This window comes from Streptomyces sp. NPDC005262 (assembly GCF_042872425.1).
GTDB lineage: Bacteria > Actinomycetota > Actinomycetes > Streptomycetales > Streptomycetaceae > Streptomyces.
In genome coordinates this window covers 1,116,201-1,141,954 of the sequence record NZ_JBIAKK010000001.1, presented here as the reverse complement: position 1 = coordinate 1,141,954, position 25,754 = coordinate 1,116,201, and the positions used below count along the sequence as shown (strand labels likewise).

At 72.4% G+C, this 25,754-nt stretch carries 21 protein-coding genes; 9 read left to right on the top strand and 12 right to left on the bottom strand.

Annotated features, from left to right (window positions below; translation table 11 throughout):
* On the bottom strand, positions 1 to 1,091 hold a 1,091-nt coding region (locus tag ACFYP5_RS05125; protein ID WP_389030635.1), incomplete at its 3' end, for a heavy metal translocating P-type ATPase.
* 243 nt (positions 1,092 to 1,334) lie between these two features.
* On the opposite strand from ACFYP5_RS05125, the gene ACFYP5_RS05120 reads away from it, so the two are divergent.
* Positions 1,335 to 2,042: a copper homeostasis protein CutC gene (locus tag ACFYP5_RS05120; protein ID WP_389030633.1), complete on the top strand. Its 708-nt coding sequence runs from the start codon at positions 1,335 to 1,337 to the stop codon at positions 2,040 to 2,042.
* 67 nt (positions 2,043 to 2,109) lie between these two features.
* Here ACFYP5_RS05120 and ACFYP5_RS05115 read toward each other — a convergent pair whose 3' ends face one another.
* Positions 2,110 to 4,197: a HelD family protein gene (locus tag ACFYP5_RS05115; protein WP_389030630.1), complete on the bottom strand. Its 2,088-nt coding sequence runs from the start codon at positions 4,195 to 4,197 to the stop codon at positions 2,110 to 2,112.
* Between the two features lie 382 nt (positions 4,198 to 4,579).
* Between ACFYP5_RS05115 and ACFYP5_RS05110 the strand changes: the two genes are divergently transcribed.
* The gene (locus ACFYP5_RS05110; RefSeq protein WP_389030628.1) at positions 4,580 to 4,807 is read left to right on the top strand and encodes a hypothetical protein; all 228 of its coding nucleotides are present in this window, start codon (positions 4,580 to 4,582) and stop codon (positions 4,805 to 4,807) included.
* A gap of 94 nt (positions 4,808 to 4,901) precedes the next feature.
* Here the strand turns inward: ACFYP5_RS05110 and ACFYP5_RS05105 are convergent, their stop codons facing one another.
* Together ACFYP5_RS05105 and ACFYP5_RS05100 are read right to left on the bottom strand one after the other, a co-directional pair.
* Positions 4,902 to 6,545, bottom strand: coding sequence for a DNA repair helicase XPB (locus ACFYP5_RS05105; RefSeq protein WP_389030625.1), 1,644 nt, complete (start codon positions 6,543 to 6,545; stop codon positions 4,902 to 4,904).
* A gap of 239 nt (positions 6,546 to 6,784) precedes the next feature.
* Positions 6,785 to 9,244, bottom strand: coding sequence for a helicase-associated domain-containing protein (locus tag ACFYP5_RS05100; RefSeq protein WP_389030622.1), 2,460 nt, complete (start codon positions 9,242 to 9,244; stop codon positions 6,785 to 6,787).
* A 76-nt stretch (positions 9,245 to 9,320) separates the two neighbouring features.
* On the opposite strand from ACFYP5_RS05100, the gene ACFYP5_RS05095 reads away from it, so the two are divergent.
* Entirely contained in the window at positions 9,321 to 10,424 is a 1,104-nt protein-coding gene (locus ACFYP5_RS05095) for a hypothetical protein (protein ID WP_389030619.1), read from the top strand.
* Between the two features lie 171 nt (positions 10,425 to 10,595).
* On the opposite strand, the gene ACFYP5_RS05090 is transcribed toward ACFYP5_RS05095, so the two are convergent.
* From ACFYP5_RS05090 to ACFYP5_RS05080, 3 genes are read right to left on the bottom strand one after another with little or no spacing between them, the layout of a single operon-like run.
* Entirely contained in the window at positions 10,596 to 11,453 is an 858-nt protein-coding gene (locus tag ACFYP5_RS05090) for an ABC transporter ATP-binding protein (RefSeq protein WP_389030616.1), read from the bottom strand.
* The gene (locus tag ACFYP5_RS05085; RefSeq protein ID WP_389030613.1) at positions 11,450 to 12,526 is read right to left on the bottom strand and encodes a FecCD family ABC transporter permease; all 1,077 of its coding nucleotides are present in this window, start codon (positions 12,524 to 12,526) and stop codon (positions 11,450 to 11,452) included. Before ACFYP5_RS05085 ends, ACFYP5_RS05090 begins: the two co-directional genes overlap by 4 nt.
* Entirely contained in the window at positions 12,523 to 13,533 is a 1,011-nt protein-coding gene (locus ACFYP5_RS05080; protein WP_389030796.1) for a FecCD family ABC transporter permease, read from the bottom strand. Before ACFYP5_RS05080 ends, ACFYP5_RS05085 begins: the two co-directional genes overlap by 4 nt.
* A 137-nt stretch (positions 13,534 to 13,670) precedes the next feature.
* Between ACFYP5_RS05080 and ACFYP5_RS05075 the strand changes: the two genes are divergently transcribed.
* Positions 13,671 to 14,297 (top strand): HAD family hydrolase, encoded by a 627-nt coding sequence (locus ACFYP5_RS05075; protein ID WP_389030793.1) that lies wholly within the window; start codon positions 13,671 to 13,673, stop codon positions 14,295 to 14,297.
* 45 nt (positions 14,298 to 14,342) lie between these two features.
* Here ACFYP5_RS05075 and ACFYP5_RS05070 read toward each other — a convergent pair whose 3' ends face one another.
* Positions 14,343 to 14,579, bottom strand: coding sequence for a hypothetical protein (locus ACFYP5_RS05070; protein WP_030926548.1), 237 nt, complete (start codon positions 14,577 to 14,579; stop codon positions 14,343 to 14,345).
* A 197-nt stretch (positions 14,580 to 14,776) separates the two neighbouring features.
* Here ACFYP5_RS05070 and ACFYP5_RS05065 point away from each other — a divergent pair, with 197 nt between their 5' ends.
* The gene (locus ACFYP5_RS05065; protein WP_037692759.1) at positions 14,777 to 15,160 is read left to right on the top strand and encodes a cold-shock protein; all 384 of its coding nucleotides are present in this window, start codon (positions 14,777 to 14,779) and stop codon (positions 15,158 to 15,160) included.
* 52 nt (positions 15,161 to 15,212) lie between these two features.
* On the opposite strand, the gene ACFYP5_RS05060 is transcribed toward ACFYP5_RS05065, so the two are convergent.
* From ACFYP5_RS05060 to ACFYP5_RS05045, 4 genes are read right to left on the bottom strand one after another with little or no spacing between them, the layout of a single operon-like run.
* Positions 15,213 to 16,079, bottom strand: coding sequence for a 1,4-dihydroxy-6-naphthoate synthase (locus ACFYP5_RS05060; protein ID WP_389030611.1), 867 nt, complete (start codon positions 16,077 to 16,079; stop codon positions 15,213 to 15,215).
* Positions 16,063 to 16,797, bottom strand: coding sequence for a futalosine hydrolase (locus ACFYP5_RS05055; RefSeq protein WP_389030608.1), 735 nt, complete (start codon positions 16,795 to 16,797; stop codon positions 16,063 to 16,065). Before ACFYP5_RS05055 ends, ACFYP5_RS05060 begins: the two co-directional genes overlap by 17 nt.
* A gap of 29 nt (positions 16,798 to 16,826) precedes the next feature.
* The gene (locus ACFYP5_RS05050; protein WP_389030605.1) at positions 16,827 to 17,306 is read right to left on the bottom strand and encodes a DUF2771 domain-containing protein; all 480 of its coding nucleotides are present in this window, start codon (positions 17,304 to 17,306) and stop codon (positions 16,827 to 16,829) included.
* A 27-nt stretch (positions 17,307 to 17,333) separates the two neighbouring features.
* Entirely contained in the window at positions 17,334 to 18,770 is a 1,437-nt protein-coding gene (locus ACFYP5_RS05045; RefSeq protein ID WP_389030603.1) for an MFS transporter, read from the bottom strand.
* A gap of 404 nt (positions 18,771 to 19,174) precedes the next feature.
* On the opposite strand from ACFYP5_RS05045, the gene ACFYP5_RS05040 reads away from it, so the two are divergent.
* From ACFYP5_RS05040 to ACFYP5_RS05025, 4 genes are all read left to right on the top strand, one after another.
* Positions 19,175 to 20,110 (top strand): DUF3027 domain-containing protein, encoded by a 936-nt coding sequence (locus tag ACFYP5_RS05040; RefSeq protein WP_389030600.1) that lies wholly within the window; start codon positions 19,175 to 19,177, stop codon positions 20,108 to 20,110.
* Positions 20,111 to 20,495: 385 nt separating this feature from the next.
* Positions 20,496 to 23,702 carry a sacsin N-terminal ATP-binding-like domain-containing protein gene (locus ACFYP5_RS05035; protein ID WP_389030790.1) on the top strand — a complete coding sequence of 1,069 codons (3,207 nt, stop codon included), beginning with the start codon at positions 20,496 to 20,498 and terminating at the stop codon, positions 23,700 to 23,702.
* Positions 23,703 to 23,879: 177 nt separating this feature from the next.
* A complete protein-coding gene (locus ACFYP5_RS05030; protein WP_389030597.1) occupies positions 23,880 to 24,809 on the top strand; it encodes a hypothetical protein in 930 nt (309 codons plus the stop codon).
* Between the two features lie 174 nt (positions 24,810 to 24,983).
* On the top strand, positions 24,984 to 25,751 hold the full coding sequence (locus ACFYP5_RS05025) for a DUF5707 domain-containing protein (RefSeq protein WP_389030595.1): 768 nt from the start codon (positions 24,984 to 24,986) through the stop codon (positions 25,749 to 25,751).
* Positions 25,752 to 25,754: the final 3 nt, after the last annotated feature.

Here is a 25,754-nt window from a genome sequence, read left to right as displayed (position 1 = left end):
ATCCGGTCGGCGAGGCGCTGGACCGCCGCCTTGCCGTTCTGCGCGTCCTCGACGAGCTTCGCCATCCGTGCCAGCTGGGTGTCGGCGCCGATCCGTGTCGCCTCGACGACGAGCCGGCCGCCCGCGTTGAGCGTGGCACCGGTGACGGCGTCACCGACCCCGACCTCGACCGGGACGGACTCGCCGGTGAGCATCGACGCGTCCACCGCCGAGGCGCCCTCGACGACGGTGCCGTCGGTGGCGATCTTCTCGCCGGGACGGACCAGGAACCGGTTCCCGACCTGCAGGTCAGCCGTCGGCACGGTCACCTCGCGACCGTCCCTCAGCACGGTGACCTCTTTGGCACCCAGCTCCAGGAGCGCCTTGAGCGCCGCGCCGGCCTTCCGCTTGGAGCGGGCCTCGAACCAGCGGCCGGCCAGGATGAACGCGGTGACTCCGGCCGCGGCCTCCAGATAGATGTTCCCGGCGCCGTCGCTGCGGCCGATGGTCAGCTCGAAGGGGTGCGTCATGCCCGGCATCCCGGCCGTGCCGAAGAACAGCGCCCATACGGACCAGAGGAACGCGGCCGACGTGCCGACGGAGATCAGTGTGTCCATCGTCGCCGCGCCGTGCCGGGCGTTGGTCCAGGCGGCGCGGTGGAACGGCCAGGCGGCGTAGGTGATGACCGGGAAGGTCAGGGTCAGTGAGAGCCACTGCCAGTACGTGAACTGCAGTGCCGGGATCATCGCCATCGCGATCACCGGGACGGCGAGCACGACGGCGGTGAGCAGCCGCTGCCGCAGCGGGCGGAGCGCGCCGGCCTCGTCCTCGGCGGCGGGTGCGGACTCCTCGGTTCGCACCGGAGGCGCGGGCTCCTGCGCCGTGTAGCCGGTCCTCTCGACGGTGGCGATCAGGTCCTGTACGGACAGGTCCTCGCCCCGGTAGCTGACCTTGGCCTTCTCGGTGGCGTAGTTGACGGTGGCGGTGACGCCGTCCATCCGGTTGAGCTTCTTCTCGATGCGGGCCGCGCACGAGGCGCAGGTCATGCCGCCGATGGAGAGCTCGACCTCTGCGGTGGTGCCGGTGCCGGTTGCGGCGGTGTGCGCGGGCACGGTGTCCTCCTGGCATATATACCCCTAGGGGGTATCTGATACTGATGCATGTATACCCCCCTCCCCTATCAAGCGCAAGGGTGGATCCGGTATCGAGCGGCGGACTCGGGTGTGTCCGGCCGCCGGGTACCGCTCTGACCTCGCGTATCTTCACGTCCGCAGGGAAGCTGCGCCTTCAGCCGACCGACCCGTAGGCTGGCCATTGGACTAGACCTATAGCTGTTTACTGGAGGAATGGGGCCCATGAGCAACCGTGCAGTCCTGGAGGTGATCGCTCTCGACGCGGAGGACGCGGTCGCTGCCCAGGCGGGTGGTGCAGACCGGCTCGAGCTGGTCACCGACATGGCGGCGGACGGACTGACCCCGTCCTGCGCGACCTTCGCGAAGATCCGTGCCGCGGTCGACATTCCGCTGCGGGTGATGCTCAGGGTGGCGGACGGCTTCGCGGCCGGTGACATCGACGTACTCGTACGGAAGGCGCGCGAGCTGCGGGCCGAGGGCGCCGAGGAATTCGTCCTCGGCTTCCTGGACGCGCAGGGACACGCGGACCTCGTCGCCGTCGAACGGCTCGTCGCCGAGCTGGACGGCTGCAGTTGGACGTTTCACCGCGCGATCGACCGCGCCGCCGACCGGGACGCCCTGCGCAAGCAGCTGGCGGACCTGCCCGGCCTCGACACGTATCTCACGGCCGGATCGGCGCTCGGCGTCGACGACGGCATCCCGACGCTGCTCGGCGAGGCGGAGCGGAAGGGCGAGCCCGGGTACGAGCCGCAGATCCTGGTGGGGGGCGGGCTGCGGCTCGAACACCTGCCGGACCTGCTGGCCGCCGGCATCGACGCGGTGCACATCGGGGGCGCGGCGCGACCCGAGGGATGGGACGCGCCGGTGGACGTGGCAGCGGTACGGGAGTGGCGGGCGCGGCTCGACGGACGGGTCGGCTCGCCGGAGTGACCGGTTCCGTCCTCGGTCGCCGGAAGGGCGGGACAGCCGAGCCCGTCCGGCGACCGGGGCTGGGCGACTACCGGCCCCCGGTGCCCCCGAGCGCCTCCGGCAGCCCAGCCGCGTGCACCACCGTCAATCCCGACACCGCACGGGTCAGCGCCACATACAACCGGCGCAGGCCCGTGCGTTCGTCCGGTTCGCCGTCGACCACGGCCGCCGGCTCGTCCAGCACCACATAGTCGTACTCCAGGCCTTTCGCCAGCGACGCCGGGACCAGCGTCAGCCGGGACTCGGCCGTCGTCTCCTCACCGGGGGACAGATACGCGTGCCCCGCCGCCGTCAGCGCCTCCGCCAGCGCCGGGATCCGGGCGTCCGCCGCGATCAGGCCGATCGACCCCTCCTGCGTCAGCGACTCCTCGCACGCCGCGAGCACCGCCGCGTCCAGAGCGGCCGGGCCGGCCACCTCCCGTACCGCCAGTGAACCCGGTGACTCACGCACCGACTCCACCTCCGCGAGGCCCGGCGAGATCACCGGCAGCAGCCGTGACGCGTACGCGATGACCTCCCTCGGCACACGGAAGCCCGCCGTCAGCTCCTCCACCACCGCGTCCCCCTTGCCCAGGTGGTGCAGCGCCTGCGCCCAGCTCTCGGTCGACCACGGCGTCGTCCCCTGCGCCAGGTCGCCGAGCACGGTCGCCGAACCGGTCGTGCAGCGGCGGCCCACCGCCCGGTACTGCATGGGGGAGAGGTCCTGCGCCTCGTCGAGGACGACATGGCCCAGCGAGTGCGTACGCGCCACCAGATCGCTCGCCTCGTCGATCAGCACCGCGTCCGCCGCCGACCACTTCGCCGACTTCACGCTCCGGGCCGGCTTCGTCCACAGGATCGTCTTCTGCTCGTCCTCGGTCAGCAGCCCGTCCGCGTGCGCGGCCAGGAACTCCGGGTCGGAGAGCAGCCGCAGCACCAGCTTCGCCGGGTCGACGGCCGGCCAGATCGCCTTCACGGCCGCCTTGACCGCGGGAGTACGGGCCACCGCGTTCTGCACCCGGTCGTCGGGGGCCTCGCCGGCCTCCTCCATCCGCACCAGGACGGCGTGCGCGATGCGCTGCGGAAGAGCCTCGTGCGCCGCGCCGTACCGCATGTCGCGGGCCAGCAACTCGGTGACCATCTCCTCCAGTTCGTACGCGGGCACCCGCCAGCGGCGCGAACCGCGCACCACCATCACCGGCTCCGTCGGCAGCGTCACATGCGAACGGATCGCCCGCCGGAGCACCTCCGCCATCCGGGCATCACCCTTGACGACGGCCGCCTCCGCCGCGTCCGTACCCCGCACCTCGACATGCGCCGCCACCAGATCGTCGACGGTCGCCTGTTTCACCTCCAGCTCACCGAGGGCCGGGAGCACCTGCTCGATGTAGTGGAGGAACGACCGGTTCGGCCCGATGACCAGCGTGCCGGTGCGGGCGAGCCGCTCGCGGTGCGCGTACAGCAGATACGCGACCCGGTGCAGGCCGACGGCGGTCTTGCCGGTTCCGGGCCCTCCCTGCACGCAGACCGTCCCGCCGAGCCCGCTGCGGACGATCTCGTCCTGCTCGGGCTGGATCGTCGCCACGATGTCGCGCATCGGACCGACGCGCGGCCGCTCGATCTCCGCCTGGAGCAGTTTGCTGGTCTGCGCGGCCTCGGTGGGGTCGCTGAGGTGCTCGTCCTCGTACGCGGTCAGCTCGCCGCCGGTGTACCCGAAGCGGCGGCGCTGTCCGACGTCCTGCGGGTCCTTCTTCGAGGCCCGGTAGAACGGCTGCGAGACGGGCGCACGCCAGTCGATGACCATGGGGTCGCCGTCGGCGTCATGGACATGGCGCCGCCCGATGTAGAACTGCTCGCCCTCCGCGCCCTCGGCCTGTTCGGCGCCGACCGGGTGCAGATAGTCGAGGCGGCCGAAGAAGAGCGGGGTGTGGGCGAGGTCGGCGAGCGACTTGATGCGTTCGCTGATCTGGGCCTGCAGGACGGCGGCGTTGACCCAGTTCGCGGTGACATCGCGGATATCGAGGGCCTGGGCGTCCTCCCGCATGGCGCGCAACGCGGCCCGGGACGCCGCGAGATGGGCGCGCTCGCGAGCCAGCGGATCGGTGGTGGTGTCGCTTTCGTGTTCGTGCGCGGACACGGTGTTGCCTCCGGCTTTTCAACGCAGGACGGCGGACCGCAGCTCGCTCCCGGTTACCGTCAGGGGCGATGCGGTCCGCTCGAGGATCGATCACGGGGTGCGCACGCAGGTGCACGTACGACTGTCGGCCGGTTTCCGTCCGGTCGGCGGCGCTCCCCCGGCTGCCGGCGACGAGCCGGTACCACGGTGCGGGAGGCAGGCAGACCGGCGATTGTATCGACCGCGATCGGCGGGGTCGAACGAATTGAGCTGTCCGGCCCACCCCCGGTCCCCCGCCCCACCCCGTAGGGGACGGCATGCGACCGGAGGCCTATGCGAAGACCACAGTGATTCCGTCCGTGGGCCGATGCCCATCCGGGACGGGCGCAGCACCATGGATCACATGAGCACCGCCAGCCTGAACCCACACGGAACCGGTCCCGCGCACGGCGCGACGGCCGCCACCGGTCACCCGCCCACCCACCACGTCGGCGACGCCGTGCGCGCCGTGAAGGTCTTCGCACGCGCCGCGTTCGGCGTGGCCGTCCTCGGCGAGTACGCGGAGGAGGCGGGCGTCCTCCGCCGCGACCACCGAGAACAGCACGACCACGCCGTACGCCGCGACCAGTGAGTACGGCGAGGCCACCGGGCCCGCGCGCGCCGGTATGAGCATCCGGCGCGGGGGCGAGCCCCGGCCCGCGCCGGGACCCGCTCGACGCACTTGCTCAGTTGTCCGTCAGCAGCTCGTCCGCGTCCACGATCCGGTACGCGTACCCCTGCTCCGCCAGGAAACGCTGGCGGTGTGCCGCGAAGTCCTGGTCGATCGTGTCGCGCGCGACCACCGAGTAGAACCGGGCCTCGTGCCCGTCCGCCTTCGGCCGCAGCACCCGGCCGAGCCGCTGTGCCTCCTCCTGCCGTGAGCCGAACGTGCCCGACACCTGGATGGCGACGGTCGCCTCGGGCAGGTCGATCGAGAAGTTCGCGACCTTCGACACGACGAGGACGCTGAGTTCGCCCTGGCGGAACGCGTCGAAGAGCTTCTCCCGCTGGGCGTTGCTCGTCTCGCCCTTGATCACCGGTGCGTCCAGATGCTCGCCCAGCTCGTCGAGCTGGTCGATGTACTGCCCGATGACGAGGGTCTGCTCGCCCCGGTGCTTGCGCACCAGTGCCTCCGTCACCTTCCGCTTCGTCGCCGTCGTCGCGCAGAACCGGTACTTCTCCTCGGTCTCCGCGGTCGCGTAGGCCAGCCGCTCCGAATCCGTCAGATTGACCCGGACCTCCACACAGTCGGCAGGCGCGATGTACCCCTGCGCCTCGATCTCCTTCCACGGAGCGTCGAACCGCTTGGGGCCGATCAGCGAGAAGACGTCCGACTCGCGGCCGTCCTCCCGGACGAGCGTCGCGGTGAGGCCGAGCCGCCGGCGGGCCTGCAGGTCGGCGGTGAACTTGAAGACGGGTGCGGGCAGCAGATGCACCTCGTCGTAGATCACCAGGCCCCAGTCGCGGGAGTCGAACAGCTCCAGATGCGGATAGATGCCCTTACGGCGGGTCGTCAGCACCTGGTACGTGGCGATGGTGACCGGCCGGATCTCCTTGCGCGTACCGCTGTACTCGCCGATCTCGTCCTCGGTCAGCGACGTCCGCTTCACCAACTCGTGCTTCCACTGCCGGGCCGAGACGGTATTCGTCACCAGGATCAGCGTGGTCGCCTTGGCCTCCGCCATCGCACCGGCCCCGACCAGTGTCTTGCCCGCACCGCAGGGAAGTACGACGACACCGGAGCCGCCGTGCCAGAACCCTTCGACGGCCTGCTTCTGGTACGGCCGCAGAGCCCAGCCGTCCTCGGCCAGCTCGATCGGGTGCGCCTCGCCGTCGACGTACCCGGCGAGGTCCTCGGCCGGCCAGCCCAGCTTCAGCAGTGTCTGCTTGATCTGTCCGCGCTCGGACGGGTGCACCGCCACGGTGTCCGGGTCGATCCGGGCCCCGACCAGCGGCTGGACCTTCTTCGACCGGAGGATCTCCTCCAGCACGGGCCGGTCGGTGGAGGTCAGCACCAGCCCGTGGACCGGATGCTTGGAGAGCGTGAGGCGGCCGTACCGGGCCATCGTCTCGGCGATGTCGACGAGCAGCGCGTGCGGTACCGGATAGCGCGAGTACTGCACGAGCGCGTCGACGACCTGCTCGGCGTCGTGCCCGGCGGCGCGTGCGTTCCACAGTCCGAGGGGGGTCAGCCGGTAGGTGTGGATGTGCTCGGGCGCCCGCTCCAGTTCCGCGAACGGCGCGATCGCGCGACGGCAGGCATCGGCCTGGTCGTGGTCGACTTCCAGGAGCAGCGTCTTGTCGCTTTGGACGATGAGGGGTCCGGTCACGCGTCTCGGCCCTTTCTACGGGGTGCGGCCGCCCGTGCGGCCAAACGTCCAGTGTGCCGCATGCGGGGTAGGTGGCGCGTAGGTGACGGTGCGCGGGATGTCCGGCCACTCGCTCGCCGTCCTGTAGGGATGTGTCCCGGCACGCCGTTGCCGCCGGGCTGCGGAACGCACGCCGGCGGTGGGAACGCACGCCGGCGGTGGGAACGCACGCCGGCGGTGCCTCCCGATGGGCCGGAAGTTCAGTCGGTGGCGCCGTCGGCAAGTTCGGCGACGCCGGTGATCCGGTGCAGCGGGTAGGTGCGGACCTCGTCCGCCGTGTGGTCGTACGCCGTCACGAAGCCGCCCTCCACCCGGACCGGGGCGATGACCCGCTGGCTGGCGGCGCCGTCCGCGTTGACGTACCCGATCCACACCGCGGCACCCGTCATGGCCGCCGCCTGGACCGTGGCGAGGGTCTCCGCGGACGTCGTGCGGGGCAGTGAGCCGGCCGTGGCGGCGGCGGTCCCGTCCGTCTCCTTGTGGACGACCGTCGCGGCCGTGTCCCCGGCGCGGATCGCCCGCACCGCCGCGCCCAGCAGAGTTCCGTCGGGGACCGGCGGGCCCTCGGGGACGGGGGCGGGCGGTGTACGGGGCGGGGTGCGGCGGGTGCCCGCGCGGGTGATCAGGACGTCGCCCTCGGCGGACTCGGCGGCCGGGGCGTAGCCCATCTCGCGCAGCCCTTCGAGCAGGGACGCCGGGTCGATCTGGGCGGCCAGGGCCGTCGGCGCGAGGCGGCGCAGGCGCAGGGTGGCCGAGCGTCTGTCGGCGAGGATCTCGTTGAGCACGGCCTCGTCGTCGCAGCGTACGTACGCGGACGCGGCGCCGATCCGCAGATGGCCGTGGCGGCGGGCGACGTCGTCGATGAGGTAGCTGAGGGGCTGCGGGACCGGCGTACGGCTGTGCGCGGCGAGGAACGCGTGCAGATCGGCCGCGGACTGTCCGGCGTCCAGTGCGCGGCGTACGGAGCCCGGCGTGAACCGGTAGACCGTCGCACCACCCTTCGACTCGATGTCCGCGAGGACGGACAGCGTGTCGGCGAGGGGGCGTTCCAGCGGGCCGGGCGCGACGGCCGTCAGGTCGGCCTGGAGCAGCACGTGGTCGAGGGGTTCCGGGATGAGCGGGGCGAGCAGCGCGGCGGCCTTCGCGGGCCCGGAGTCGAGCAGGGCGCGGGACTGGGAGGAGAGCGCGCCGCGGCCGGTGATGCCGAGGAGTTCGGACTCGTTCAGCGTCCACAGGGCGATCCGGGACCGCAGGTCGGTGGTGTTCCCGGCGGAGGTGGAGGCGCCGCGCAGCGGCCGCTCCCAGCGGAGCCGGGCGAGCAGCGACTCCGGGTCCGGGGCGGTGCCGGGGTCCAGCGAGGCGAGCAGGGCCAGGATGCGGTGGCGTACCTCGGGAGCGGCCGAGCGGTCGAGATCCGGGCCGAGCGCGGACAGGGCCCGGCCCTTGGCGTCCTGACCGCCGACCAGGCCGGCGGTGCGGGTGGCGGTGAGCCACGTGGTGGCGAGGTGCACCCAGCGGTCCTGGACGGGGAGTTCGGTCCAGTCGTCGTACGCGGGCGTCGGCGCGTACCGCTCGTCGGCCTCGCCGTCGGAGGCCAGCAGTCCGGCCGCGTAAGCGAGTTCGAGCCAGAACGTGGCGATCGGCTCCGAGACGTCGAGGACGGCCGCGGTGCGCTTCAGTTCGCGGACGCTGAGGCCGCCGGCGCGCAGTATCGGTGGCCCGCCGCCGTTCCAGCTCGTCAGGAGTTCCTCGACGGTGGACACCGCCAGGAATGCCTGGCCCGCCGCCGCACTGTCCACAGCCTGGGGATCCCGCGTCGCGGCCGCCACGACGGCGGGCGGCAGCGGCTCCGGAACGCGGTGGGCGCGCCCGGCCCGCAGATGCAGGGCGGCCTCGCGCGGCAGGACGACCGTGCGCGTCGACACGGGCAGCAGCAGCCCGCGGTCCCGCAGCCACTTCACGGGCGGCGTCGGGTTCGGGGTCACCTCCCCGTACGGCGGGCCCCACACCAGCCGGTCCAGCACCGACAGGGCCTCGACGGGCGCGGTGTCGAGCAGCTCGCCCATCCTGGCGCGGTCGGTGAAGAGCGCGGACAGGGAGGCCACCGCGGAGACCGGGTCATGGGTGGCGGGCAGCCCGGCCGCCGCCAGGATCTCCTGGAGCCGGCCCGGCGACATGCCGGCCGTGGCCTCGGCGACGGTCGGCCCAAGCCCGGTGGGGGAGGGGTGCTGCGGGGACGGGGCGAGGAGTTCGCGCGCGGTACGCACCAGCCGCAGCCGGTCGTCCTCGCCCCAGACGAGGGCCTGTTCGCGCAGGGTCGCGAGGGCGCCGGGTGCCGCGCTCCGGATCGCCGTACCCACGTCGTCGCGGGCCGTGCCGTCGTCCTGGCCGTCGCCGGTGAGCAGGGCGAGCAGGGTCTCGTACGGGGTCGGATCGGGCGCGACGGCCAGCGCCTCCGCGGTCTGCAGGGCGAACCGGTCGAGGTGCTCCAGCGCGCGTACGACGGAGGCCCGGGTGCCGGCCCTCGTCGCCAGCTGGGTGATGTCGTTCGGCACCGGAGACAGAAGATCGGGGCGGGCGCGGAGCAGCCCGGCCAACGACTCGTCGTCCCGGGAGCGCAGAGCTTCGGCGAGCGTCCGCGGTGGTGTGGTCATCCCCATCCGTCCCACGGTAGTCGCTCCGGACAGGCCCGAGGGCGCTACCGTCGGTGCAGGCCGGTCAGAGGGGAACCATCGCGTGGGGATCGAGAGCGACCAGCTCGTCTACGACTATCTGAGCCGGGTCGGGGATCTGGCCCAGCAGCAGCAGCTGTCCTCGGGCACCCGGATGCGGCTCGTGGCGGCACTGCGCACCGAGATCGACCGGCAGCGCGGAAGCCAGGCCACGGACACACCGGCGGCGGTGCGCCGCATCATCGGGCGGCTCGGCACACCGGACGAACTGGTCGCCGCGGCGGCCCGGTCGGCCGACGGAACGGTGACGTTGCCGGGGGCGGCGGAGGCTCCGGATGCGGGTGATCCGCAGTCGCGGGGGATCCCCCGGCCGCGCAGAGGGACGCTCCGGAAAGAGAGTTCGCGCAAGGGCGCGTCGGAGGGGGCGGCGGGGGCCTCCCGGGCCCCGGAGATCTCGGGGACCTCGGGGGCTTCGGGCGGTGATGTGCCGGCCCAGCGGGTGCCGTCGCCGCCGCACATGGCGGGGACGGACGAACTGGGCGCGTCCGGGAGCGAACCCGACTGGTGGCGCATCGAGTCGGGGCCGTTCGGGGACGGCGTGGAGGTGCCGGGGTTCGTCGGCGGGGTGGAGATCGCCGAGCTGTTGAGGCCGCCGCGGCCGCCGGTGGAGGGGACCGCGGAGGGGGCCGCCGGTGCCGACGCGGAAGAGGGCGGTGACGGTGCCGGGGCCGGCTCCGACGGTGCTGATCCCGGTGAGGCGGACGACACGCCGCGCGGTCGGTGGCGGCCCCGGTCGCGTCGGCGTGCACCCCGCGAGAACAACGGGTTCCGGTTCTCCCACCCGTTGTTGCTGCTCGCCGCCGCGCTGCTGGTCACCGGTGCGGTGACCGGGTACTGGGTGGCCCTGGCGGGCGGCTGGCTGCTCGCGTACGGCTCACGCACGCTCTCGCGTACGGAGGCGAAACTGGCCGCGATGTGGCTGCCCGGGGCGGTCGCGGCGGGTGGCCTGGTCTGGCTGTGGGGGCGGTTGGACGGGCGTTGGGGCGAGCCGATCCCGGAGGACGGGATGGGCGAGGCGCTGAGCGGGGTGTGGCCGGTGGTGGTGCGGGGGGCGGCGGTGGCGTCGGCGCTGTTCCTGGTGTGGCGGGCGCGGAGGCGGGTGGAGTAGGCGGGGGTGTTCGTGCCGGTGTCCGGCTGCCGGTTTCGTCCGGGCGGGTTCGGGTCCACGGGGTGGGCGATTCCGTCCTCGAGCGCCGGACGGGCGCGCGCCGGTCCCTGCGGGGACACCCCTGCACGGCCCCACCCGGGCATCACTCGCGCCCGCGGCCCGGTGTGGGGCTCAGGAGGACGGGGTCCAGGGGGCGCCCGGGACCACCAGGGGTGAACCCGTCACCGGGTCCGGGACGATCACTGCCTCCAGGCCGAACACCTCGCGTACGAGCTCCGCGGTGACGATGTCCGCCGGGTGGCCCTCGGCGACGATCCGGCCCGCCTTCATCGCGACCAGGTGGTCCGAGTACCGCGCGGCCTGGTTGAGGTCGTGGAGGACGGTGACGACCGTCCGGCCGCGGCTGCCGTCGGCCGCCGGCGCGGCGAGCTGGCGCACCAGGTCGAGGACCTCCACCTGGTGCGAGATGTCGAGGTAGGTCGTCGGTTCGTCGAGCAGCAGCAGATCCGTCTCCTGGGCCAGCGCCATCGCGATCCAGACCCGCTGCCGCTGCCCACCGGACAGTTCGTCCACCGGCCGGTCGCCGAGCGCCGTGATGTCCGTACGGTCCATGGCGTCGGTGACGGCCCGCTCGTCCTCCTCCGACCACTGCTGCCACCAGTGCTGGTGCGGCTGACGGCCGCGGGCGACGAGGTCGGAGACGGTGATCGCCTCTGGCGCGACCGGGGTCTGCGGCAGCAGTCCTATCGACTGGGCGATCTTCTTGGTGGGGATCCGGGACAGCTCGGTGCCGTCGAGGAGTACGGCCCCGCCGCGCGGCTTGAGCAGCCGGCCGAGCGCGCGCAGGGTGGTCGACTTGCCGCATGCGTTCGGGCCGACGATGACCGTGACCCGGCCGTCGGGAACGGTGAGGTCCAACTCGTGCACGACCGTGCGGTCCTCGTAGGCGAGGGTCAGCCGGTGCGCGGCGAGACGGCCGGTCGTCGCCTCGGCGACGGCATCGGCATCGGTCGTACGGGTCGGGCTCATGCCTTGCCTCCATTACGGCCACCGTGACCGCGGATGATCAGCCAGATCAGATACGGGGCGCCGACCGCCGCCGTCAGCACACCCACCGGCAGTTCGGTGGGCGAGAAGAGTTTGCGCGCCAGCAGATCACCGAAGACGACGATCACCGCGCCGAGCAGCGCCGAGCACAGCAGCGGGATCTGGGCGGTACGTGTCATGCGGCGGGCGATCTGCGGGGCGAGCAGCGCCACGAAGTCGACCGGCCCGGCGGTCCCCGTCGCCACGGACGCCAGGATCACCCCGAGCGCGACGAGCCCCAGGCGTACCCGGCCCAGCCGCACCCCCAGCGCGGTCGCGGTGTCGTCGTCCATCGACACGGTGCGCTGCGCGCGGGCCGCCCACAGGACGGCCGGCAGCAGCGCGAGCAGCGTCCAGCCGATCGGCGCCACCTCGTTCCAGCCGCGGCCGTTCAGCGAGCCCGTCATCCAGATCTGCGCCTGCTGGGCGACCAGATAGTCGCCCTTGGTCAGGAACAGTGTGGTGACGGACCGCAGCGCGATGGCGAAGCCGATGCCGATGAGGACGAACCGGGTGGCGTGCAGCCCGCCGCGCCATGCGAAGACGTACACGAGCGCCGCCGCCGCGACCCCGCCGATGACCGACAGATACGGCAGCACGGTGTACGAGGTGACGCCGAACGTCATCGCGCCGACCGTGAGCGCGCCCGCACCCTGGCTGATGCCGATGATGTCGGGGCTGGCCAGCGGATTGCGGGCCACCGTCTGGATCAGCGACCCGGCGATCCCGAAAGCCACGCCGACGAGCAGGCCGACGACCATGCGCGGCAGCCGCAGCGTCCCGACGACCAGTTCGTACGGCGACGGCTGCCCGAGGATCACCTTCACGACCTCGGCCGGCGCGACGAAGCTTTCGCCGACGCAGAGGTACGCGACACAGACGACCGCCAGCAGCACGACGAGGACCGCCGCGGCGACGGCCGCACGCCGGTGCAGCAGGAACCGCCCGCGCGCCCCGATCCTCACGACGCTGTACCCGGCGGGCCGGACCGGGGTCCGGGTGAGGGTGCCGCTCATGCCGGGACCGCCTTCCGACGTACCAGTGCGACCAGGAACGGCACTCCGATCAGCGCCGTCATCACGCCCGCCGGGACCTCGCTCGGCGGGAAGACGATCCGGCCGATGACGTCCGAGACCAGCAGCATCACGGGGCCGATCAGCGCCGCCATCGGCAGTACCCACCGGTGGTCGCTGCCGACGATCGCGCGGGCGATGTGCGGGACTGCCAGCCCGATGAACGCGATCGGTCCGGCCGCGGCCACCCCGACCCCGGTCAGCACCGTGGCCCCGACACCGCCGACGATCCGTACCGTCGCGACCTTCTGCCCCAGCCCCTTCGCCACGTCCTCGCCCAGCGCCAGCGCATCGAGGCCTCGCGCCACGGACAGCACGAGCACCGTGCCGGCCAGCAGGAACGGCCAGATCTGCTGCGCCACCTCGGCTTCCCGTCCGGAGATCGAACCGACCTGCCAGAAGCGGAACTCGTCGAGTGCGGACGCCTTCGTCGTCAGCACCGCCATCGTCACGGACACCAGCAGCGCATTGATCGCGGCGCCGCCCAGCGCGAGCTTCACGGGCGTCGCCCCGCCGCGCCCGCGCGACGCGATCGCGTACACGGCGACGGACGCGACGGCCGCCCCGGCGAACGCGAACCAGACGTATCCGGTCAGCGTGTGGATCCCCGCGTACGCGATGGCCAGCACCACGCCGACCGAGGCGCCCTGGCTGATGCCGAGGATGCCGGGGTCGGCGATGGGGTTACGGGTGATGCCCTGGAGCACCGTGCCCGCGAGGGCCAGTGCCGCACCGACCATCAGCCCGATCAGGGTGCGTGGCACCCGCAGTTGGCGAATCACCTCGGCGGCGTCGGAGTGCCCGCCGTGCAGCAGGGCGTCGAGCACCGCGGAAGGCGCGATGGTGCGCGCGCCCACGGCGAGGCTGAGCAGGACGGCCACGAGCAGCGCCAGGACGGCCGTCGCCGTCGCGAGAGCGCGTCTGTGACGGCGAGGTGCGGCGGCTGGCATCGGACCCAATCGGCAAACTGGACGACCTGGCTCTGTGCAGCCACGCAGGGCCGGCACAGCCAGGTAAGGCTTGGCTTAGTCTAGGCCGGGTGCGATGGGGCCCGGAGGGCGAGGGGCAGATCCGTGACCTCGGCACAATGGAGGGCATGGCTTCGCACCCCCTGACGGTCGGCTTCGACCTCGATATGACGCTCATCGACTCCCGGCCCGGCATCAAGGCCGCCTACCAGGCGCTTTCCGCCGAGACGGGGAGGTCTATCGATATCGATCTGGTGGTCAGCAGGCTCGGTCCGCCCCTGGAGGACGAACTGGCGAACTGGTTCCCGGCGGACGTCGTGGCCGCCACGGCCGACCGTTACCGGGAGATCTATCCCACACACGCCATCACCCCGACCCCGGCGCTGCCCGGCGCCCGGGAGTCCATCGCCGCGATCCGCGAGCGGGGCGGCCGGACGATCGTCGTCACGGCGAAGCACGAGCCGAACGCCAGGCTCCACCTGGCGCACCTCGGGATCGAGGCCGACGAGATCATCGGCGGCCTGTGGGCGGAGGGAAAGGCGCGGGCGCTGCGCGAGCACGGCGCGCAGGTGTACGTCGGCGACCACACCGGGGACGTACGCGGCGCCCGCACGGCGGAGGCGCTGTCGGTGGCGGTCACGACGGGCCCGTGCGACGCGGACGAACTGCGAGCGGCGGGCGCGGATGTGATCCTGCAGAACCTGACGGAGTTCCCGGCCTGGCTGGACGCCTACCGGGCCGCGTAGGGCTGTCCGGCGGAACAACGCCACCCTCCGCCCCCGGTCTTCGCTCTACCGCGTGGCGTCCCGCTTCGGAGACCCGGCCCACGCCGACCGCACCACGCCGGCCGCCGCGATCAGGAATCCCACCCCCATCAACATGCACACCGCGTACGCGATGGACGGGAACGGGTCGGTCCCGAGGAACAGCGGGGCCACTGTGACCAGAGTGGCCAGCGCCCCGATGAAGAAGACGATCGCGCCGACCCGGACGAGCCGGTCGCCTGCACCAGAAGGAGGAGTACTCACCCCGCAAGGGTAGTTCCCACCCCGGAAGAACCCCTCTTCACCCGTAGTGCGCCGTTTCTGGACACAGTCCGGATGACCAGGCTTGACGAGGGGTACTGCACCTGTGGAGGCTTCTGCCAGCAGGGGAGCACGACCATGGTCCGGCCTGACCTGCTGAGGCTTGGTTCCGGCATACAGGTTGAGATGGGGTGCGTGCTTTGCCGACTGGCAAGGTCAAATGGTTCAACAGCGAGAAGGGCTTCGGCTTCCTTTCCCGCGACGACGGTGGCGACGTGTTCGTGCACTCGTCGGTGCTCCCTGACGGAGTGGACGCCCTCAAGCCCGGTCAGCGCGTCGAATTCGGCGTCGTCGCAGGTCAGCGCGGTGATCAGGCGCTGTCGGTGGCGATTCTGGACCCGACGCCGTCCGTCGCGGCCGCCCAGCGACGCAAGCCGGACGAACTGGCATCGATCGTGCAGGATCTGACGACGCTGCTGGAGAACATCACGCCGATGCTGGAGCGGGGCCGCTACCCGGACAAGGCGGCCGGCAAGCAGATCGGCGGCCTGCTGCGCGCGGTCGCCGACCAGCTCGACGTATAGCGGACCGGCGACAGGCCGCGCAGCCTGTCGCCGACCGGCCGGCGCCGGTCACTCAGACGAACGACAGCGCGTCCGGGCCGAGGGGCGGCACCAGCCCCTCGGCCGCCGCGCGGGTCAGCAGCCCGCGGACCGCCGCGTAGCCGTTCTCGCCGAGGTCCGCGGTGAACTCGTTGACGTACAGCCCGATGTGCTGGTCGGCCACGGCCGGGTCCATCTCCTGGGCGTGCTCCAGCACGTACGGCCGCGACGCCTCCGGGTCGTCCCAGGCCATCCGTACGGACGTGCGCACCGACTCGGCCAGCGCCTTCAGCTTCTCGGCGCCCAGCGACCGCTTGGCGATGATCGCGCCGAGCGGGATCGGCAAGCCGGTCGTCAACTCCCAATGCTCGCCCATGTCGGCGAGGCTGTGCAGGCCGTAGTTCCGGTACGTGAACCTCGCCTCGTGGATGACGAGACCGGCGTCCACCTTCCCGTCCCGCACGGCGGGCATGATCTCGTCGAACGGCATGACGACGATCTCGCCGACGTCACCCGGGACGACATCCGCCGCCCAGAGCCGGAACAGCAGATAGGCGGTCGAGCGCTCGCTCGGCACGGCGACGGTCTTCCCCGCCAGATCCGTACCCGGCTCCTTCGTCAGGACGAGCGGCCCGCAGCCGCGTCCCAGCGCCCCGCCGCAGGGCAGCAGCGCGTACTCCTCCAGGACCCAGGGCAGCACCGCGTACGACACCTTCAGCACGTCCAGTTCGCCGCGCTCGGCCATGCCGTTGGTGAGGTCGATGTCGGCGAACGTGACATCGAGGGCGGGCGCGCCGGGGACCCGGCCGTGCGCCCAGGCGTCGAAGACGAACGTGTCGTTCGGGCACGGCGAGAAGGCGATGCGCAGGGCGTCGCCGGTGGTGTCAGCGGTGTCGGTCATGGGGAGTGGTCCAGCCTTCCAGTACGGGGGTGAGCTTCCCGAATGCCTCGGTGAGCGCGGCCAGCGCGTCGCCGATGCGCCAGGCGTTCCGGTCGCGCGGGCCGACGGCGTTCGAGACGGCCCGGATCTCCAGCACGGGTACGCGCAGACGCTCGGCGGCCTCGGCGACCCCGAACCCCTCCATGGCCTCGGCGACGGCGTGCGGGTGGGCGGTGCGCAGAGCGGTGGCGCGTCCGGCGCTGCCGGTCACGGTGGAGACGGTGAGGACCTCGCCCGTCAGCGCGCCGGTGGCCGCGGCCACGCCCCGTACCAGGTCGGGCGGCGGCACGAACCGTTCCCGTCCGAAGCCCAGGGCGGTGACGGGCACGAAGCCGTCGGGGGTCTCGGCGCCCAGATCGGCGGCGACGATCCCGCTCGCCACGACGAGGGAGCCGAGGGGGGCGCCGGGCGCGAACCCGCCGCCGATCCCGGCAGAGACGACCAGGCCGTACGGTCCCGCCCCGGAGCCCGGACCGGCCTCCGCCCCGGCCCCCGAGGCCAGGGCGAAGGCGGCCGCGGCGGCCGCGGAAGCCGGACCCGCGCCGCCCGCGACCACATCGAAGGCGCCGGCGCGGTGCAGCTCGGCGCCGGGCACATCGAGGATCTGCGGTCTGTCCGTGAACGCACGCGTGACCGCGTCCCGTTCCACCGGGACAGCGGTCACGACAAGCACACGCACGGGGAGGGCCCTCCCAGGTCAGGAGGGGATCAGTCGGTCTTCTTGAGCTCGAAGTGCCAGATGCCGGTGAGCTTCTTGCCGTTGGTCTCCACGATGCTGATCTGCGTCTTGTTCGTGGTCTCGCCGGTCTGGCTGGAGAAGAAGGCGCTGCCCGGGACGGACCGGTAGGTCCTCTTGTACGGCTCCTGCTCGGCCTGCTGGCCGTTGATGAAGAGCGTCCAGCCGTTGTCCGCGACCTCGGGGTCGACGCCGAAGCGGACCTTGTCGTCCATCGCGACCTTGACGGACTTCTCCGCCTTCTTGTTCAAGCAGGCCTGGATCTGCGAGTCCTTGAGGGCGTCGCCATCGTTGTAGCAGGACGCCTCGGTGGACACCGAGGTGTCGCCGACCGTCACGGTGGCGAGCGGCGTCGGCTTGTCGCAGGCGGACAGGACAAGGAGTCCCGCGGACACGGCACCAAGAGCGACGCCGATACGACGGCCCTTACCGGAGAAGAACGCAACGGTCATGGGCCGAAGGTTATCGGTCGCTCCGGCTCACGCCACGCGGGGGTGCGGCGAGCCGCGCCGCGCGGCGCTCAGCAGACCCCGTACGGAGGCTGCCGCGCCGAGGGCGAGGATCCCCGCGGCGACAGACATCCCCAGTACGCCGTTGAGGGGGAGGGAGATGCCGATGCCGCCGCCGACCACCCAGGACATCTGCAGCACTGTCTCGGACCGGGCGAACGCGGAGGTCCGTACCTCTTCCGGCACGTCACGCTGGATCGTGGCGTCCAGCGACAGCTTGGACAGGGCCTGGGTGAAGCCCGCCACCGCACTGAGCGCGGCGACCATCAGGGTGGAGAAGAAGACCGCGGCGAGGACGGCGACGCCGAGGGCCAGCCCCAGCACCGACGCGATGATCACCTCCGGGCCACGGGCCCGGAGCCAGGACCCCATGGCCGTACCGAGGGCGTTGCCGACACCGGCCGCGACACCGACGATGCCGAGCGAGACGGCGGCGCTCTGCCCGGCCAGCGGCTGCTCACGCAGCAGGAACGCCAGGAAGAAGATCAGGAAACCGGAGAGGGCGCGGTGCGCGGCGTTCGCCTGGAGCCCGTGCAGGACCGACGGCCCGACGGTCCGCAGCCCCGGCCGCTTCTCCTTCGGCCCGGACCTCGTGGTGGTTTTCTTGCCGTTGGCCCGTTTTCCGTTGGTCTTGGACGGCTTGGCCGGGACGGACGGCTGGTGCCCGTGGTGCTCGACCAGCTGGGCCCGGCGCTCACCCTTCGCCGAGTCGACCTTGTGTGGCAGTGTGAAGGCGAGCACCGTGCCGCCGACGAAGATCACGCACGCGCCGAACAGCGGCCAGCCGGGCCCGACGGTCTGCAGCCCGGCGCCGATCGGCGCCGCCACACCCGTGGCCAGAAGCCCGGCCAGGGTGACCCGGGAGTTCGCCTTCACCAGGGAGAAACCGGGGGGCAGCAGGCGCGGCACGACCGCGCTGCGCACGACCCCGTACGCCTTCGAGGAGACCAGGACACCCAGCGCCGCCGGATACAGCTCCAGATCGCCCGTGGCGACCGCGCTCGACATGGTGATCGCCAGCAGCGCCCGGGCCAGCATGGCGCCCGCCATCGCGGCGCGGCGGCCGTGCGGCAGGCGGTCCAGGAGCGGGCCGATGACGGGGGCGAGGAGCGTGAAGGGTGCCATCGTGATGGCGAGATAGAGGGCGACGCGCCCGCGGGCCTCGTCCGTCGGCACCGAGAAGAACACCGTCGAGGCGAGCGCGACGGTGATCATCACGTCGCCCGCGCCGTTCACGGCATGCAGTTCGATCAGTTTGCCGAGCCCGGATTCGCCGGCGCCGTGGGCGTGGGTCGCCTTGCGGATGCCCTTCGCCGTGCCGGTGAACGGCACGTGCAGGGCATGACCGATCGTCCGGGCCGTCCTGCGGAGCGGGCCGGACCCGTCGTGCGACCTGGCGGAAGCCACCCCGTCATAGTGCCCCAGTCACACCGGTAACGAACCGAGAACGTTGCGAGGCACGATGAGCGCCGCCCTGTCGGGTCAGTGAGGACCGCGGCCACCGGTTCGTCGCGGCTGCCCGGCCCGTTCTGACACGGACACGGCAGTGGATACGGCCTTGTTTGGGACGCGCAGGTGGGCGGGGAGCGGCAGAGAGGGTAGCGTGCGTAGCGCGCCACCGGCGGTTGTTCTTGGCCGCGCGCCTCTCGGCGATCCCGCAGAATGGATAGCAGAAGGCGCGCCCGAGGCAGGCACAACGGGTGTGGACGTCGACGCGGCCCCCAGGTCCGCTCCGCCCGCAACCGTTATGGCCGTAATCGATGGATCTGCTGGCGCGCTCGTGAGACGGCGTATGGAGAGAAGCGAGACCTGTGAGTGCTGCTACGACGCGAAGCCGTACTGCCCGTACCCCTGCCCCCGACCGCCTGTGCGCCGAGGCGGTAGACCTCGCGCGCTCGGCGGCCGAGGAAGCCGCCGCGCCAGGAGTGGTCGGTGAGCATGTGGCGCTGGTCTCCGAAGGGGACCGGGTCGTCACGCACTACTTCGAGTGCAAAGAACCCGGCTACCGGGGCTGGCGCTGGGCGGTGACGGTCGCCAGGGCCTCCCGCGCCAAGAACGTCACGCTCGACGAGGCGGTACTGCTGCCCGGGACGGACGCGCTGCTCGCGCCCGAGTGGGTCCCGTGGAGCGAGCGGCTGCGTCCCGGCGACATGGGACCCGGCGACCTGCTGCCCACCGAGGCGGAGGATCTCCGTCTGGAGCCCGGGTACACCGGTGAGGACGAGCCGCCGCCGAACTCGGTGGTCTCCGAGATGTCGGAGGAACTGGCCGATCTCGTCGACGCGGAGGACGCGGAGCTGACGACGCGCCCGGAGGCGACGGACCGCGGCTCGATCGCGGCGGTCGCCGAAGAGCTCGGGATGCGGCGGGCGCGGGTGCTGTCCCGGTACGGGCTGCACGCGGCGGCCGACCGGTGGGACGAGGCGTTCGGCGCGAAGACGCCGATGGCGCAGGCGGCACCGGCGTCCTGCGCCACGTGTGCCTTCCTGGTGCCCGTCGCGGGATCGCTGCGGCAGGCGTTCGGGGTGTGCGCGAACGAGTTCAGCCCGGCGGACGGGCGGGTCGTCTCGCTGTCGTACGGGTGCGGTGGGCACTCGGAGGCCGCGGTGATGCCGAAGCCGCCGAAGCCGGCGCCGCACGCACTGGACACGATGCAGGTGGACGAGTATCTCCTGCGCCCGGCGAGGGACGGCGGGTCGGTTCCGGCGGAGCCGGATGCGCCGTCGGAGGACCTCGGCCACTCCTGACGCTCCTGGCCGCCGGGGAATCCGGGCCTGTGGTGCCCGGGGGCCGTCTGCGGCACCCGGCCACCGAATCCGGTTCCACGACGCCCGCGATGTGCCTTGTGGTGCCAGGGGGGCCGTCTGCGGCACCCGGCCACCGGGTGACCGCTTTGTCCGGTGACCGCTTCCTCCTCGACCTCCCCCATGACCTCAAGGGCATGGGGCACCCGTTCGACGGGCTCGGCCCGAGCCTGTCCGGCGTCTGAGGACAAAACGTGGCGCACGGGCTCGGCGCACCGGCTTTCCGCTCGCGGTACCTTCGGGCGCACACTGGCGGCACGGGTGCACCCGCACTCCCCGCCGCACACGGATAACGCGTCACCGGACAGAGCGGAGTCAGAGCGTGAGCATGAATGCGACCGAGGGGGCCGATCCGTTCGGGACGGCACGGCTGCGGCGCGGGGTGCTCGATGCCTGGGGCGCCGGTCCCGCCCGGTTCCGGGAGGACGCCAACGCCGAGGAGGACCTCGCGCTCGGCGGCTACCGTGACCGCCTCGTCGTCGAGCTGGCCCAGAACGCCGCCGACGCCGCCGCCCGCGCCGGCGTCCCCGGCCGTCTCCGTCTCACCCTGCACCCCGGCGACGCCGGGACCGCCGTCCTCGCCGCCGCCAACACCGGCGCCCCCCTCGACGCCACCGGTGTCGAGTCGCTCAGCACACTCCGTGCCTCCGCCAAGCGTGAGGGCCACGAGTCCGCCGTGGGCAGGTTCGGTGTCGGTTTCGCCGCCGTGCTCGCGGTCAGTGACGAGCCCGCCGTCGTCGGCCGGCACGGTGGGGTCCGCTGGTCCCTCGCCGAGGCCCGTGGCCTCGCCCGGCAGGCAGCCGTCGGCAGCCCCGGCCTCGGTGACGAACTCCGCCGCCGCGACGGTCATGTACCGCTGCTCCGGCTCCCGCTGCCCGCCGAGGGCACCGCGCCGGACGGGTACGACACGGTCGTCGTCCTGCCGCTGCGCGACGGCGTCGCCGAGGATCTCGTCGGCCGGCTGCTCGCCGCCGTCGACGACGCGCTGCTCCTGACGCTGCCCGGCCTCGACGAGATCGTCATCGACACCCCTGACGGGGTACGGACGTTGCACCGCTCCCAGCACGGCCCGTACACGCACGTCGACGACTCCGTGCACGGCAGGAACCGCTGGCGCACGGTCGCGCACCACGGCCCGATCGAGCCGGCCCTGCTCGCCGACCGCCCCCTCGAGGAACGGCTGCGCCCGCACTGGTCGGTGACCTGGGCGGTGCCCGTGGACCTGGACGGGGCGCCGGTCTACCCCCGTACCGCTCCCGTCGTCCACGCCCCGACCCCCACCGACGAACCCCTGGGTGTGCCCGCCCTGCTCATCGCGTCGCTGCCGCTCGACACCACCCGCCGCCACCCCGCTCCCGGCCCGCTCACCGACTTCCTGGTGCAGCGCGCGGCCGACGCCTACGCCGAACTGCTCGGGGACTGGCAGCCGGTGAGTGTCGGAACGATCGACCTGGTGCCCGGCCCGCTCGGCAGCGGCGAACTGGACGGTGCGCTGCGCGGCGCGATCCTGGAACGGCTGCCGCGCGTCGCGTTCCTGGAGCCCGCCGCCCCGCGTGACACCGCCGCCGAACCGGACCGCTGGGACGCCTGGGACGCGGAGCCGGAGAGCGCCCACGAGGCCACCACCGCGCTGCGTCCCATCGAGGCCGAAGTGCTGGAGGGGGTCGGCGCCGAGACCGTCCGGGTGCTCGCCGAGGTGCTGCCGTGCCTGCTGCCCGCGGGACTCGAGCGCCGCAGCGAACTGCGCACGCTCGGGGTGGCCAGGGTGCCGCTGACCGAGGCCATCGACCGCCTCGCCGGTCTGGAGCGCGATCCCGCCTGGTGGCGGCGGCTGTACGACAGCCTGTCCGGCATCGACCCGGACCGGCTCTCCGGACTGCCGGTGCCGCTGGCCGGGACGGTGGACCATGCGGTGGAGGGGCCGGACGGCATCGCGACCCCACGCACCACGATCGGTCCCCGTCAGGTCCTGCTGCCGCTGCCCGAAGCGGTCACCGGCCCCGTCCTCGGCCGGCTGGCCCGGCTCGGCCTGAAGGTCGCGCATCCGGACGCCGCCCATCCGCTCCTGGAGAAGCTGGGCGCCCTGCCGGCCACCCCGCGCGCCGTGCTGACGACCCCGCAGGTGCGCGCCGCCGTCGCCGGTTCGCTGGACGCGGGCGAGGTGTGGGACGAGGACGCGCTGGACGCCGAAGAGCTCGCGGAGACCGTGCTCACGCTGGTCCGGGACGCGGACCTGTCGCCCGGCGACGAACCCTGGCTCGGCGCACTCGCGCTCCCGGACGAGGAGGGCGAGCCCGCTCCGGCCGGTGAACTCGTGCTGCCGGGAAGCCCGTTCGCACAGATCATGCGTGACGGCGAACTCGCCCTCTGCGACGAGGAACTGACCGCGCGCTGGGGCGAACAGCCGCTGACCGCCTGCGGGGTGCTGGCCACCTTCGCGCTCGTCCGCGCCACCGACGTCGTCCTCGACCCGGACGAACTCGAGCCGCGCGAAGGTGACTTCGCCGAGCCCGACGACGCGGGGCTGCTGGACGCCGTCGACGTGTGGTGCGAGGACATCCTCGACCAGCTGCCGGACACCCCGGTGCCGCCGGTCGCCACCGAACTCGTCGCCGTCCGCGACCTCGACCTCGTCGACGACGACGCCTGGCCGCAGGCGCTCGCCCTGCTCTCCCGCCCGCCGCTGCGCGACGCACTGACGCAGCCGGTGCGGGTGCTGCTCCCGGACGGCACCACCCGGTCCGTGCGCCCGTACACCGCCTGGTGGCTGCGCGACCACCCGGTGCTCGACGGCCGCCGCCCGGCGGGTCTGCGGGCCGCGGGCGGCGACCCGCGGCTGTCCGGACTGTACGACTCCGCGGACGCGACCGGCTTCGACGACGTCCAGGTGCTGCGCGCGCTCGGCGTACGGACGTCCGTCGCGGCGCTCCTCGACGAGCCGGGCGGTGCCGCCGAACTCCTCGGCCGGCTCGCGGACGGCAGCCGCCCGGTCGGCTCCGTGCAACTCCACGAGCTGTACACGGCCCTGGCGGACCTCGACCCCGAACACGTCACGCTGCCCGACGAACTGCGGGCCGTGGTCGACGGCGAGGTGCAGGTCGTCGACGCGGCGGACGCGGTGATCGCGGACGCCCCCGATCTGCTGCCCCTGACGGACAGCCTTCCGCTGCTGCCGGTGGCCCCGGCACGCGCCGCCGAACTGGCCGAGCTGTTCCAGGTGCGGCGGCTCGGCGAGACCGTCGAGGCGCAGGTGACGACGGAGGGCGAGGAGCACCAGGTGCCGGAGCCGGTACGGATCCTGCTCGGCGCCGGGACCCCGGACACGTACATCGAACACGGCGAACTCCGCGCGGGCGGCGTCGAACTGGACTGGCGCCGCACCCCGGACGGGGTCGTCCACGCGTCGACGCTCGAGGGTGTCGCGGCGGGCCTGGCGTGGGCGGCGGGGCAGTGGCCGCGCCGCTTCGAGGTCGCGGCGCTGCTGGAGGACCCGTCGCGTACGGAGGAACTGGCCCGGGACCGCTGGTTCGACTGACGGCGCAGGCCCAATTGCCAGGGCCCGGTCACGCGTGCGTAAAGAATCTCCCTGGCCGCGCAACCGTTCACCCGCCCCGATGATCTCGCTCCGTGAAGCCACCAGGCTTCACAGACGATCTTGGGCCCCACGGACGGACGACCTCCGCGGGCCCCCTTCTCCACATGGGGAATGAACATGCGTATACGTGCCACTGTGGCCGCCGTGACCGGCGCCCTGGCTCTCTCCGCCCTCGTCGTACCGTCGGCGGCCCAGGCCGCCGACGCGCACCACTCGGTCCTCGCCGACGTCCTGCGTGCCGCGCACACCACGTCCGGCTCGAAGACCGGCGCGCGCTCCGTCGCCGCCGCCGAAACCGCCGGGGCCCCGCTCGACCTCACCTTCTCCAAGGTCACGGTGAACGGCGGCAAGCCGATCGTCGTCGGCACCACCAACACGGTGACCGTGCCGACCACGTTCACCGTGACGCACGCCGCCGACGTGGACATCTTCGGTGACGACTTCGAGCTGGGTGTCGACCTCTACCGCGGTTCGTTCGACGCGCCGACCAACGACCTGTTCGGCGACGTGGCCCCCACCTGCAAGACCGTCTCCTCGACGGTCGCCACCTGCAAGGGGCAGATCGACGTCTGGCCGCAGGACGACTTCATCGGCAACGCGGACGCCACGACGTGGAAGGCCGTGGGCTGGGCCTTCGACTTCAACGGGCAGGACCCGTCCGACCCCGCCTTCGACCCCTCCCAGATCGACTCCGCGGTGCAGGACGGCCTGGGCACCACCAAGCTGCAGCGCTTCTCGAAGCTGACGGTCAACGCCGCCCCGGAGCCCGTCAAGAAGGGCAGGACCATCACGGTCACCGGGAAGCTGACGCGCGCCAACTGGGACGACTTCGCCTACCACGGCTACACCGTCCAGCCGGTGAAGCTCCAGTTCCGTAAGAAGACCAGCACCGCCTACACCACGGTGAAGACGATCAAGTCGAGCAGCACCGGCGCCCTGAAGACCACCGTCACGGCCTCGGTCGACGGCTACTGGCGCTACAGCTTCGCCGGCACGTCCACCACCCCGGCCGTCACCACCACGGGCGACTACGTCGACGTGCAGTAGTCACGGCAGCAGTTCCACCAACAAGTTCCACCAACGTTCCACCCGGGCAGCGGGATCTCCGAGCGAGGTCCCGCTACCCGGCGGACCCACCGACTCATCGGGTCCCGCCGAGGCCGGAGCCATCGGAGCCACCGCCGGCGGGGCCCATACTCCTGATCTCACCTGGGGACACTCATGCGCATTCGTGCCACTGTCGCCGCCGTATCGGGCGCCCTGGCTCTCTCCGCCCTCGCCGTGCCGGCCGCGCATGCGGCAACGGCTCCCGTCCTCTCCAAGGTCACCGTCAACGGCGGCAAGGACATCGTTCTGGGGACGACGGTGCCGAAGACGGTCACCGTCTCCGTCACCGCCTCGCACGCCTCGGGCATAGCCACCGGCTGGGCGATCCTCTGGCACGGGACGAGCCTGGAGAAGGGCATGGACGGCGCGTTGGTGCCGACGCAGGAAGCCACCTGCAAGAACGCGAGCGCCACCACCGCCACCTGCTCGCTCACCCTCACGGTCGACCCGAGGGCCGACCTGACCAGCAACGCACTGGCCGGTTCCTGGCACGTCCTCGCGGGCGCCGAGGCCAAGGACGGCTCCAGCACGTCGTACGACTCCTTCGCCACGACCCGTGTGCAGCGGCTGTCGAAGCTGACGGTCAACGCCGCCCCGGAGCCCGTCAAGAAGGGCAGGACCATCACGGTCACCGGCAAGCTGACGCGCGCCAACTGGGAGACGCACGCCTACGCCGGCTACACCGTCCAGCCGGTGAAGCTGCAGTTCCGTAAGAAGACCGGCACCGCCTGCACCACGGTGAAGACGATCAGGTCGAGCAGCACCGGCGCCCTGAAGACGACGGTGAAGGCCTCGGTCGACGGCTACTGGCGCTACAGCTTCGCCGGCACGTCCACCACCCCGGCCGTCACCACCACCGGCGACTACGTCGACGTGCGTTGACAG